We start from the raw sequence: 447 nt of genomic DNA on the forward strand, positions 1-447 counted from the left end.
CGTCTTATTCACTCTCCGATGGTAGTGGGATGGAGGTCATCCAATCCGTCAGAGAACACATTTCACAGACACCAGTCGTCCTTTTCACGGACGTTTCGCCCGCAGATATCGATACAGAATCGTTCGAGGAAGTCCTTGTCGAGTATCTCAACAGAGATTTACCCGACGCTGGAGACCGCCTCGGCTTCATCATGAACGACATCATCGACCACAGTGCGCAGGTTGGGTTGCTCACTCCAGACAACGAAGATGAGCGACTCAAAGCACTCGAAGAATATGATATCGACGAGCTGCCGATCGAGGAAAGCTTCCAGCGCATCACCGACCTCATCGCGACGCATTTCGATATCGCGGTTGCGTTCGTCGGCCTCTTAGAGAAAGACCAAGAGAACTTCCTTGCGTGTACTGGCGCAGACTGGGACTCATTAACTCGTGAAGATACAATGT

The 447-nt window shown here is 51.5% G+C and carries 1 pseudogene; it reads left to right on the top strand.

The window, feature by feature from the left end:
- Positions 1-29: 29 nt before the first annotated feature.
- Positions 30-447 (top strand): annotated as a pseudogene (locus DVK05_RS16615) (diguanylate cyclase); the annotation flags it as partial.

Origin of the sequence: Halorubrum sp. Atlit-8R, from assembly GCF_003666025.1 — an archaeon.
Lineage (GTDB): Archaea > Halobacteriota > Halobacteria > Halobacteriales > Haloferacaceae > Halorubrum > Halorubrum salinarum.